10 protein-coding genes are annotated in these 11,607 nt (G+C 49.7%); 7 read left to right on the top strand and 3 right to left on the bottom strand.

Annotated elements, in window-relative coordinates:
• The first annotated feature begins 5 nt into the window (after positions 1-5).
• Genes hisA through hisIE form a run of 3 tightly spaced genes read left to right on the top strand, consistent with a single transcriptional unit; the run spans position 6 to position 2,109 of the window.
• Positions 6-743 carry a 1-(5-phosphoribosyl)-5-[(5-phosphoribosylamino)methylideneamino]imidazole-4-carboxamide isomerase gene (hisA, locus tag AAIE04_RS03830; protein WP_004938806.1) on the top strand — a complete coding sequence of 246 codons (738 nt, stop codon included), beginning with the start codon at positions 6-8 and terminating at the stop codon, positions 741-743.
• On the top strand, positions 725-1,501 hold the full coding sequence (gene hisF, locus AAIE04_RS03825; RefSeq protein WP_019454372.1) for an imidazole glycerol phosphate synthase subunit HisF: 777 nt from the start codon (positions 725-727) through the stop codon (positions 1,499-1,501). Before hisA ends, hisF begins: the two co-directional genes overlap by 19 nt.
• Positions 1,495-2,109, top strand: coding sequence for a bifunctional phosphoribosyl-AMP cyclohydrolase/phosphoribosyl-ATP diphosphatase HisIE (gene hisIE, locus AAIE04_RS03820; RefSeq protein WP_072627992.1), 615 nt, complete (start codon positions 1,495-1,497; stop codon positions 2,107-2,109). Before hisF ends, hisIE begins: the two co-directional genes overlap by 7 nt.
• Positions 2,110-2,140: 31 nt before the next feature.
• On the opposite strand, the gene AAIE04_RS03815 is transcribed toward hisIE, so the two are convergent.
• The 3 genes from AAIE04_RS03815 to gnd form a co-directional block, all read right to left on the bottom strand.
• Positions 2,141-3,514, bottom strand: coding sequence for a phosphohexomutase domain-containing protein (locus AAIE04_RS03815; RefSeq protein WP_498576534.1), 1,374 nt, complete (start codon positions 3,512-3,514; stop codon positions 2,141-2,143).
• A 161-nt stretch (positions 3,515-3,675) separates the two neighbouring features.
• On the bottom strand, positions 3,676-4,752 hold the full coding sequence (locus AAIE04_RS03810; protein ID WP_432525377.1) for a mannose-1-phosphate guanylyltransferase/mannose-6-phosphate isomerase: 1,077 nt from the start codon (positions 4,750-4,752) through the stop codon (positions 3,676-3,678).
• 513 nt (positions 4,753-5,265) lie between these two features.
• Positions 5,266-6,672: an NADP-dependent phosphogluconate dehydrogenase gene (gnd, locus tag AAIE04_RS03805; protein ID WP_004938815.1), complete on the bottom strand. Its 1,407-nt coding sequence runs from the start codon at positions 6,670-6,672 to the stop codon at positions 5,266-5,268.
• 380 nt (positions 6,673-7,052) lie between these two features.
• On the opposite strand from gnd, the gene AAIE04_RS03800 reads away from it, so the two are divergent.
• Genes AAIE04_RS03800 through AAIE04_RS03785 form a run of 4 tightly spaced genes read left to right on the top strand, consistent with a single transcriptional unit; the run spans position 7,053 to position 11,544 of the window.
• Positions 7,053-7,985: a glycosyltransferase family 2 protein gene (locus AAIE04_RS03800; protein ID WP_498576533.1), complete on the top strand. Its 933-nt coding sequence runs from the start codon at positions 7,053-7,055 to the stop codon at positions 7,983-7,985.
• A complete protein-coding gene (locus tag AAIE04_RS03795) occupies positions 7,982-8,836 on the top strand; it encodes a glycosyltransferase (protein ID WP_498576532.1) in 855 nt (284 codons plus the stop codon). The genes AAIE04_RS03800 and AAIE04_RS03795 overlap by 4 nt, the downstream gene beginning before the upstream one ends.
• Positions 8,829-10,295 carry an O-antigen polymerase gene (locus tag AAIE04_RS03790; protein ID WP_498576531.1) on the top strand — a complete coding sequence of 489 codons (1,467 nt, stop codon included), beginning with the start codon at positions 8,829-8,831 and terminating at the stop codon, positions 10,293-10,295. Before AAIE04_RS03795 ends, AAIE04_RS03790 begins: the two co-directional genes overlap by 8 nt.
• Entirely contained in the window at positions 10,288-11,544 is a 1,257-nt protein-coding gene (locus tag AAIE04_RS03785; RefSeq protein WP_498576530.1) for an oligosaccharide flippase family protein, read from the top strand. Before AAIE04_RS03790 ends, AAIE04_RS03785 begins: the two co-directional genes overlap by 8 nt.
• The last annotated feature ends 63 nt before the right edge of the window (positions 11,545-11,607 follow it).

The raw sequence follows: 11,607 nt of genomic DNA, 5'->3' as shown, positions 1-11,607 counted from the left end.
GCAGCATGATTATTCCGGCTTTGGATTTGATCGACGGCAACGTGGTGCGTTTGCACCAGGGCGATTACGGCCAACAGCGCGACTACGGCAACGATCCGCTGCTGCGCCTGCAGGACTATCAACAACAGGGCGCGCAGGTGCTGCACCTGGTCGATCTGACCGGTGCCAAGGATCCGGCCGCGCGCCAGATCCCGCTGCTGCGCAAGCTGCTGGCGGGGGTTGACGTGCCGGTGCAGGTCGGCGGCGGCATCCGCAACGAGCAGGACGTCAGCGCTCTGCTGGAGGCCGGCGCCACGCGCGTGGTGATCGGCTCCACCGCGGTGAAACAGCCGCAGTTGGTGCAAAGCTGGTTCGAGCGCTATGGCGCCGACGCACTGGTGCTGGCGCTGGACGTGCGCATCGATGCGCAGGGCGTAAAACGCGTGGCCATCAGCGGCTGGCAGGAAGATTCCGACGCCACGCTGGAACAGGTGGTGGAGCAGTTCCTGCCCTACGGCCTGAAGCACGTGCTGTGCACCGACATTTCGCGCGATGGCACGCTGGCCGGCTCCAATGTGGCGCTGTATCAGGAGATTAGCCGCCGCTATCCGCAGGTGGCCTTTCAGGCTTCGGGCGGCATCGGCAATCTGGACGACATCGCCCAGCTGCGCGGCAGCGGCGTTGCCGGCGTGATCGTGGGGCGCGCCCTGCTGGAAGGTAAATTTAGCGTTGAGGAGGCGATCGCATGCTGGCAAAACGGATAATCCCGTGCCTGGATGTTAAAGACGGGCAAGTGGTGAAAGGCGTGCAGTTCCGCAACCACGAAATCATCGGCGACATCGTGCCGCTGGCGCAGCGCTATGCGCAAGAAGGTGCGGACGAGCTGGTATTTTACGATATCACCGCCTCGAGCGACGGCCGGGTGGTGGACAAAAGCTGGGTATCGCGCGTGGCGGAGGTGATTGATATTCCGTTCTGCGTCGCCGGCGGCATTAAAAGCGCCGAGGATGCCAGCCAGATCCTGTCTTTCGGCGCCGACAAGATTTCCATCAACTCCCCGGCGCTGGCCGATCCCGAGCTGATTAGCCGCCTGGCGGATCGCTTCGGCGTGCAGTGCATCGTGGTGGGCATCGATACCTGGTTTGACAGTGAAACCGGCAAGTATCACGTCAACCAATATACCGGCGATGAGAGCCGCACCCGCATCACCCAGTGGGAAACCCTCGACTGGGTGCAGGAAGTGCAGCGCCGCGGCGCCGGTGAGATCGTGCTGAACATGATGAATCAGGACGGCGTGCGCAACGGTTACGATCTGCAGCAACTGCGCCTGGTACGCGAGGCTTGCAAGGTGCCGCTGATCGCCTCCGGCGGCGCGGGCACCATGGAACACTTCCTTGAGGCGTTCCGCGATGCGGACGTCGACGGCGCGCTGGCGGCGTCGGTGTTCCACAAACAAATCATCAATATCGGCGAACTGAAAAGGTTCCTGGTTGAACAAGGCGTGGAGATTCGCGTGTGCTGACAGAACAACAGAGAAACCAGCTGGACTGGGAAAAAACCGACGGCCTGATGCCCGCCATCGTGCAACACGCCGTTTCCGGCGAAGTGCTGATGCTGGGCTACATGACGCCGGAAGCGCTGGCGACCACCGAGCAGAGCGGCAACGTCACCTTCTTCTCACGCACCAAGCAGCGCCTGTGGACTAAGGGTGAAAGCTCCGGCCACTTCCTCAAGGTGGTCAGCATCACGCCGGACTGCGATAACGACACGCTGCTGGTATTGGCCAACCCGATCGGCCCGACCTGCCACCTGGGCAACAGCAGCTGCTTCCACCCGGCCGCCAGCGACTGGACGTTCCTCTATCAGCTGGAACAGCTGCTGGCGGAGCGCAAGCACGCCAGCCCGGACAGCTCGTACACCGCCAGCCTGTACGCCAGCGGCACCAAGCGCATCGCGCAGAAGGTCGGGGAGGAAGGCGTGGAAACCGCGCTGGCCGCCACAGTCAACGATCGCGAAGAGCTGACCAACGAAGCCTCGGACCTGATCTATCACCTGCTGGTGCTGCTGCAGGACCAGGATTTGGATCTGAGCGCGGTGATCGGCCGGCTGCGCGAGCGACATCAGAAATAGTGCACACAGGCTTCCCTGATAATGGGAAGCCTTATATTCGGCTGTTTACTAGCGCGAGAATTTCCTCTGTTTTACTCTCCATTAAGTCTCGGTTACCCCGCGATTCAACGTTGAGGCGAAGCAAAGGTTCGGTGTTTGACGCTCGCAAATTGAACCGCCAGTCGGCAAAGGTCATGCTGATCCCATCCGTCTTATCAACCTCTAAGGCCTGATCTCGATAATGTCGCTCGATCATATCAAGCGCGGATGTCGCAGGAACTCGGACGATGTTAATTTCACCCGAAGAAGGATAGGCACGGATACGTTCCGCAACCAGCTGTTCCAACGAGCGACCTTTCAGAGACATGATCTCGGCGACCATTAACCAAGGGATCATGCCGCTATCGCAGTAATAGAAGTCGCGGAAATAATGGTGGGCACTCATCTCGCCACCATAGACTGCATCTTCAGCCCGCATTCGTTCTTTGATGAAAGCGTGCCCAGTTTTCGACATCACAGGAATACCGCCAGCTTTCTCAACGATCTCCACGGTATTCCAACTTAGTCGCGGATCGTGAACGACTTTCTCTCCTGTCCGCCTGGCTAGAAACGCCTCAGCCAACAAACCGACGATATAGTAGCCCTCAATAAAATTCCCTTTACTATCAAATAAAAAACAGCGATCTGCATCGCCATCGAAGGCGATCCCCATGTCCGCACCATAGCGCAGTATCGCCTCCATCGTGTCTTGACGACGCTCAGGTAAAAGCGGATTAGGAACCCCTCGCGGAAAATTGCCATCAGGTTCATGTTGAATCTTGATGAATTCCAGCGGTACCTTATGCTGCTGAAAACGGAGTTCAATAGCATCTATGACCCGCCCAGCAGTACCATGCCCCGAGTTCACCAACACCTTCAGGGGTTTGAAATGCGCGAAGTCAACAAAAGATAAAATATGATCGACATAACTGTCCAGTGTATCGGTTTGTCGATAGCCGCCGCGAGAATGCTCAGTGTGAGTAAACGTTTCTTTTTCAGCTAACGCCTTGATTTCCCGCAGCCCTGAATCACTGCTGATCGGCCGAGCATCTTTGCACACCAATTTCATGCCGTTGTAATCTTCAGGATTATGACTGCCAGTGACTTCTATACCGCCATCGGCGGCCAAAAAAGCAGTAGCAAAATAGAGTTCCTCTGCCCCGCTCACTCCGATATCAATCACGTTAGCTCCGGCGTCCCGCAAACCTTTAGCCAAAGATTGTTTAAGGCTTTCACTGCTCAAACGGGAGTCATTGCCCAAAACTACGGCTTTAGGATGCAAATATTCACCAAAAGCCCTGCCAATTCGATAAGCGATTTCATCATTCAGTTCATTCCCCAATTGGCCACGAATGTCGTAAGCCTTAAAACAAGTTAACTCAGTCATGTCACATTCTTCTGTTATTTGTACCTTTACGCTCTGTCGCCTTCTTGGAGCTTAATGCGATGGGGTCGCAATTACTGGTACGGCCTTGCTTACATTTATCACTATCTCGCTTATGTGGGAATCTTTGCTATGGGTTCATGCCCGAGATTTTTACACGGGTATCAAAACGGCAGTTTTCGCGCCTTTAGCTCACCCACTAGCTGTTTGACGTCTTGCACTGCTTCACGAGCGGCAACCAATAACGCATCGTCAGTTTGTATTATAACCAAGTTGTTTATTCCTAGCGTGGCGACCAGTTTATTACCTGAAGAAACGTAGTTATTCAATGAGTTAATCGCGATAACATTGCCACGATGGACATTACCTTGAGCATCTTTTTCAGTCAAATCCCATAGAGTTCCCCAAGAGCCGACATCACTCCAACCGATATCAACCGGCATAACTACCGCATCAGCAGTATTCTCCATCACCGCATAATCGATAGACTCACAGGGGCAACGGAGAAACGTTTCTTCGTCAATGTGGATGAAGTTGAGCTCAAGTCGACTGGCTTGCATCGCGAACAGTGACTTTTGAAAAATATCAGGACGAAAGCGATTCAGTTCACACAAATACTTCTTAGCTGTAAACATGAACATGCCGCTATTCCAGCAGTAATCGCCACTTTCTAAGTATGTTTGCGCTTTTTGAAAACCGGGTTTCTCGACAAAACGCTCGACGTTAAAACAGTAAGGGGAGAGCGGCGCTCCACGCTTGATATATCCGTAGCCCGTTTCAGGGTGCTGAGGAATGATACCAAAAGTCACCAAACGGCCGCATAATGAAAACTCGATTGCCCTGTTCAACGCATCATGAAAAGCGCCCAATTGTGTAATCAGGTGATCGGCAGCCAACACCAGCAACATACTATCTGGTTCATTTTGTAGAACATACTGAGCAGCCAAAGCAACCGCGGGCGCTGTATTACGTCCGGCGGGCTCCAGAATGATGCGCGAGTCCAAACAATCGATCTCTTGCAGTTGTTCCGCCACCAAAAAACGGTGCTCTTCATTGCAAATGACAATCGGTGCCGCGATCTCAACCCCTTGTAACCCATCTAAACGCAGTAGCGTTTGCTGCAGCAGACTATGCTTGCTACCGTCAAGCGTAAGAAATTGCTTGGGGAATGCTTCTCTTGATAAAGGCCATAGGCGGCTGCCGTTCCCACCGGCCAGAATGACAGGGATTAAGTTCACCATAAACTAGGATTACCCCAGAAACAGATGCATTGCGCATAGTGATCAGGTTAAGTACCCAATACCTATTGCTAGCAGATTGCCGAAAATTAAGAATTTCCTTATTCTTTACAAGAAAAATCAAACCCCACTATGAACTTAATAGCCTCATAGAAGTTTAGCGGCCTATGTTTCCCCCTATGTTCACAGGTAGTCAAAGAGACAAAAAAACCAAATAAATCAACAAAAAGGCGATTAGCAAAAACGCAGATGGAATGAGCTAAAAAAATCGAGAAACATGATTAGGAATTATATTAGCAAAGATAAGTGTTTCGGCAAGCTGAATCAAAAAAAACACCTTCATCATTCTAAATAATACGATACGGATCTTATTATGAAAAAATAAAAATTAAGAATAGTGCCAGATTAAGGGAAGGGATCGCGCATCCCAGCGTAGAGAGGGCGTTATGCATATTTTTCGATGTCTTGGCAAAAAAAAAGCCGCCTGACGGCGGCTTTTTCAGAAACGAGAAGGGATTACTCCATCCATTCGGTATGGAACACGCCTTCCTTGTCGATACGTTTGTAGGTATGCGCACCGAAGTAGTCGCGCTGCGCCTGGATCAGGTTCGCCGGCAACACCGCAGAACGGTAGCTGTCGTAGTAAGCGATCGCAGCGGAGAAGGTTGGCGTAGGGATACCGTTCTGTACGGCGTAAGCCACCACGTCACGCAGTGCCTGCTGGTACTCGTCGGCGATTTGCTTGAAGTATGGCGCCAGCAGCAGGTTGGCGATATCTGCGTCCGCCGCATAAGCGTCGGTGATCTTCTGCAGGAACTGGGCGCGGATGATACAGCCGGCGCGGAAGATCTTGGCGATTTCGCCGTAGTGCAGATCCCAGTTATTTTCTTTAGACGCAGCTTTCAGCTGAGAGAAGCCCTGCGCGTAGGACACGATCTTGCCCAAATACAGCGCGCGACGCACTTTCTCGATGAATTCGGCTTTGTCGCCGGTGAACGGCGCCACTTTCGGGCCGGTCAGCACTTTAGACGCGGCAACGCGCTGGTCTTTCAGCGAAGACAGGTAGCGTGCGAACACCGACTCGGTGATCAGCGACAGCGGTTCGCCCAGATCCAGCGAGCTCTGGCTGGTCCACTTGCCGGTGCCTTTGTTGGCGGCTTCGTCCAGGATCACATCGACCAGGTATTTACCCTCTTCGTCTTTCTTGGTGAAGATGTCTTTCGTGATGTCGATCAGGTAGCTGTTCAGTTCGCCCTTGTTCCACTCGGCGAAGGTTTCGGCCAACTGCTCGTTGCTCAGATTCAGCGCCTGCTTCAGCAGAGAATAGGCTTCGGCAATCAGCTGCATGTCGCCGTATTCGATGCCGTTGTGCACCATTTTCACATAGTGGCCGGCACCGTCTGCGCCGATGTAGGTCACGCAAGGCTCGCCTTCCGCAACCGCAGCGATTTTCTCCAGGATTGGCGCCACCAGCTCGTAAGCTTCTTTCTGGCCGCCAGGCATGATGGAAGGCCCTTTCAGCGCGCCCTCTTCACCGCCGGAAACGCCGGTGCCGATGAAGTTGAAGCCCTGGTCGGACAGTTCGCGGTTACGACGGATGGTGTCCTGATAGTAGGTGTTGCCGCCGTCGATCAGGATATCGCCCTTGTCCAGGTGCGGAGTCAGCGAGGCAATGGTTTTATCCGTTGCTTCGCCCGCTTTCACCATCAGCAGGATGCGGCGCGGTTTTTCCAGCGATTCAACAAACTCTTCAACGGTGTAATACGGCGCCAGATTCTTGCCCGGGTTCTCAGCGATCACTTCGTCAGTTTTGTCGCCAGAACGGTTGAAAATGGAAACGGTGTAACCACGGCTCTCGATGTTAAGCGCGAGGTTGCGGCCCATTACCGCCATGCCGACAACGCCGATTTGTTGCTTGGACATTTAGGAACTCCTGTCTGAGGATGACCCTGTTGGCAACGCGGGCCAACAGGTTTTGTGATGTGGCACACATGTTAACTCAGGATTGAGCCGGGTGGGTAGTGATTGGTGCGATAGGTGAACCGCGGGAGCGCTTCTTCACCACTTTCCTAAGAGAATCCCCCTACTCCTTTACAGGATTACCCAATAAAATTTAGTTAACCCTTTTATTTCAATGCATTAATACGTTACACAATAAAAATAAGATTTATCGACAATTTAGGTTTTCCTGATTGCGCGATTTCCCATGACTGCTAAAATTGACGGCTTAATTAATGCAATGCGCTTCTGTCCAAGGGGCGAGGACATGCCAGCATTGATATTGTATTGAATTGGAGAATGTAGTGTCCGAGCATCAAGCCATTAACCATACTCCTGCGACCGTCGATGAGCATGTTAACAGTCAAAAAATCGCAGCAGTAATAGTCTCTTATCATCCGGAATTGGGTAATCTCACTACCTTAATCAAAGAACTTAAACGTCAACAGGTTTCCAGCGTTCTCGTTGATAATGGTTCACTAGAAGCATCCGCCGTCGAATCGCTTTCACAGCTCGCCACCGTCGTACGTTTGCCAGAAAACGTCGGTATCGCCAAAGCGCAAAATATCGGCATTCAGTGCGCTCGCGAGAAACATTGTGCCCAACTGATCGTTTTTTTCGATCAAGACAGCCACATTGACGAACATTTTATGACCGGACTACTCAAAGATTATGCCCAGATCTCGGCCACCGAGAGGCTCGCGGCTATCGGTCCGATCTTTACCGATTCGCGCTACGGTTTCCACTATCCATTGATCCGTGTGAACAAACTAGGCTGGCGCAGCAAAGTTCGCCCGCAATTCCAGGACGCACCTTTTGAAGTCAGTATGATCATCTCTTCTGGCTCATTGATCCCCGTAGCGGTCTTGAGCGATGTAGGTGATATGGATGAATCGTTGTTCATTGACTACGTGGATACCGAATGGTGCCTGCGCGCTATCGCCAAAGGTTACAAAGTTTATGCGGCTACCTCGGCCAAGATGTCGCACGCTATCGGTGACAAAGCAATCAAAATACTGGCTTGGCATGTGCCGGTGCACTCGGCTTTCCGCAGATACTACCGATTGCGTAACGGGCTGTTGCTGGCAAGGATGAAACACATCCCGCCATTGATAAAAGTACGTGAAAACGTTTTTAATGCCATCCATCAAGTATTACTGATTGCTACGCAACCGAATAAAAAAACGCATCTGGCAACATGGTGCCGTGCGGTTAAAGACGGAATTAGCTCAAAATGAGTGCAGTTGAAAATAAAGTGCCAGTGGTCGCGTCCATAGTACTGTACAAACACAAGCAAGAGGACATTCAACCCACTATCGACTCTCTGTTAGCCGAGCCGCTGGTAGAAACCATCGTGTTGGTTGACAATGCAGGTAGCGAATGGGCGAGCCAGTTAAACAATCCGAGAATTGCTTATATCAAGTCGGATTTCAATGGTGGCTATGGCCATGGGCACAATCAGGCCATGAATAAGTATCTGAGTAAATGCAAATATTTTATTATCTGCAATCCAGATATCGAGTTTAGCGCAGGCACAGTGAAAAGTTTGTATAATTTTGCGGAAAGCGGCAATCACCGTTTCATTGCACCCAAGATTATTTACCCGAACGGAGAAGCGCAGCGCGTCTGCCGTTTATTGCCGACTCCCGCTCATTTGTTCTTGCGCAGGTTCATGCCTTTTTTATCCAAGTATCTCGATGAGAACTATGAGCTGCAAGATGCCGATTACAACAAAAACTTCTTTGCGCCGACAATTTCTGGCTGCTTTATGTTCGTAGAGTCGCGATTGTTACAGCAATTACAAGGTTTTGATTCACGTTACTTTATGTATCTTGAAGATGTCGACCTCTGCCGCAAAGTGCTTCAATATGAAAAACCTATGTTTTGTTCAGAAGCGACGGTGACACATGCCTTTGCCAAAGGCTCTTACAAGAATCTGAAGTTGATGGGCTACCACATTCGTTCGGCGATTACGTATTTCAATAAATGGGGTTGGTTTTTTGACGCAGAACGCAGAGGCGTGAATAAAACATGTATGAAACAACTGCCAAGGCTTGGAAAACAGGTGAGGGAGAATAAAAATGGGTAATAACGGGATACTGAAGCACTTAACACTCGCCGGTTTTGGTATTGTTTGCCTTGTATGCATTCTGTTGCTTCCCGTGAATGGGGTAAGCAAAATTTTTGCCATCGCCGCGGTCGCAAACTTTGTCTTCTTCACCTATTTTTTCAAAAACATATACAATCCGGCTTCGATCTTCATGAGCATGTTTTTATTCATGATTGGTTGCAGCCAGGCGAAATTGACACTGATCGAGCAAGACGATTTCAGTCACTCAACTTGGATGGCATTATTCGCCGTTATAGCCTGCTTTTATATGGTAGTTGCCACCTTTATACTGCGACGAGGACGCATCACACTCAACCGTGAAACGAACGTTCGCTCAGGAATCGCCGCGCGAACCCTCTTCTGGTCCAATATCATTTGCATCGTGGCCGAAGCGTTTATTTATTGGTATGCCATCCATAAAATTGGCGGCATTCCTTTATTTGACGACAATATCCGCGCGAACATTATGCCCAAAGTAATCAGCAATTATCTGATGACACTTATGGTCATCCCTACTTTCTTTATTATTTTCAATACCATTTACGTTACTGAGTCGAGAAAATACGGATATCTTATTTTCAGCTGCGCATACTTAAGTCTCCTGATGTTATTAGGAGGAAGAATAAATATCTTTATCCCTGTCATCACTAGTTTATTCTATGTACTCATTCAATATTATGTAGCAAAAGAAAATAAATCCGCACTGTTGATTACCGGTATAGTCACATTGTTCTCCGTTGTTCTGTTGATGGTGAGCATGCCATTGATTCGCACCCAAATTTATGTACAGAACCATCAGTCGTCAACAGAGGAAAAAGCACAGACCGGCACGCATTACTATGAGGCCATTTATAACAGCCCAAACACAAGCGCTCAGGAGCATAAAGAGGAAAAAGATTTTAAACCTACGATGAAGTTGCCTCCACAGATGATGTCTATCTGGATTAACCTGAGTACCGAGATGCATGCCTTTAACAAAATGGTCATTTATTTGGATAAAACCCATGATTTCAGAGATGGGCGCATGTTGATGACCGGTACTTTCCGTTTCGCGACCAAAAGTTTCATGCCGGATGAAACACTGGATTTGGTGAAAATGGGAGGATATGACTGGATCAATATCATGACATTTATGCAGAAACCATACATGGACTTTGGCGTCTATGGCATTGGCGGTTTTATGCTGATATTCACCTGGATCGGGATGGCACTATATCAACGGGTACAGCAGAGAAAAACCCTAATTAACACCCTACTCTACAGTTACTTCTGCATGGCCATGCTATTCATGATTTTTGATAACCATTTCTATTATTCAACCATCATCGTCAACATTATCCTGTTGTTATTGTTCAAAGCCTTTATGAGCAGGGATTGGCTGGTAAAACTCAAACTAGCCAAACAATCTACAGAGCTAAAGGCTGCGGTTCATGATTAAGTATCTGAACCAGCCGTTAGTTAAAAACTATGTTTCACTGCTGTTAGTACAGGGAGGGAATTTTATATTCCCTCTTCTGGTATTTCCTCTTGTCGGTAGGAATATCGGTGTCAGTGAGTTTGGCAATATTCTATTCTGCTATATGGTCGCCTTCTATTTTTCCATTTTTGTCGATTACGGATTTAACTTTTCGGCGGTCCGAAGAGTCTCAAAAATGGAAAATCATCACAGCATAGGTGAAAGCTTCTATAGCATTACATGTTCCAAGATTATACTGGCCACCGGCTCACTCGTCATGATGACGTTGATGACCCTGAGTTGGGAGAAACTGAATCTTCTCCGCGATTATATGCTGCTTTCCTCTTTGTTAATCGTAGCATCTATGTTGTCCCCTTATTGGCTATTGCAGGGGGTAGGGAAAACGGCAGCGGGCGCGCTGATCACCTTATTCGCCCGAATTTTCACTTTGCTGGTCTTCCTGTGCTTTCCCATCACACCCTATAGCGCCGTTTTGCTACTGGTACTGCCCAACTTTCTGGCTGCGCTTATTATGCTGCTTTGGGTTTTTTCACGGTATCACATTGGCCAACCGCGATTTTCTTTGCCCAATGTTACGGCAAATCTAAAAGAAGGCTGGCCGGTATTTGTCGCCAACTCAATCACCATGGTGTATTCAGCCAGTAATACGATTCTTTTAGGCATCCTTTCCGGACCTCTTGCCGCCGGGTTATATGGCGCAGCGGAGAGGTTGGTTCGTTCCGGTCTGGCCGTCATGGCTCCACTATGTCAGGCGGCCTACCCTATCGTTTGCAGCTGCCGTGCAGAGCAAACAGCTAAACGAAATAAGATCATTAAACTAGTTTTAGCCGCCAGCTTCGTATTCGGCATTGGCGCCTTCTCGATACTAAATCTGTTTTCCACATCGATTATCACCCTGCTGTTTGGTGAAAAATTCGTTTCCGCTGCCCCCATCCTAGCGGTGTTGTCCATTATGTTATTGGTCATTCCACCAGCCATCGTATTGGCTCAACTGTACTTGTTGGCGAACAATCACGATAAAGTATTGCAGAGAATTTATATTTTCTGTTCTGCAACCCACTGTCTACATATCTATTTCACGACGACGCTTTTCGGCGCACTGGGCGCTTCTTACTCATTAGTCTTCACCGAGCTGTTGGCCACGCTCTTGATTATTTATATGAGCATGAAAATATTCAAAAGAGAAAGGTTGATCGGTTGCGTCTCTTGAGAAGCAAACCAGAAAAAGGCGAACATTCTTTAGATGTTCGCCTTTTTCTTTATCCAGTCGCGG

The organism is Serratia sp. Ae19-1, from assembly GCF_059801225.1.
The sequence above is the reverse complement of the archived record's forward strand: the minus strand, read 5'-3'. Positions and strand labels throughout refer to the sequence as shown.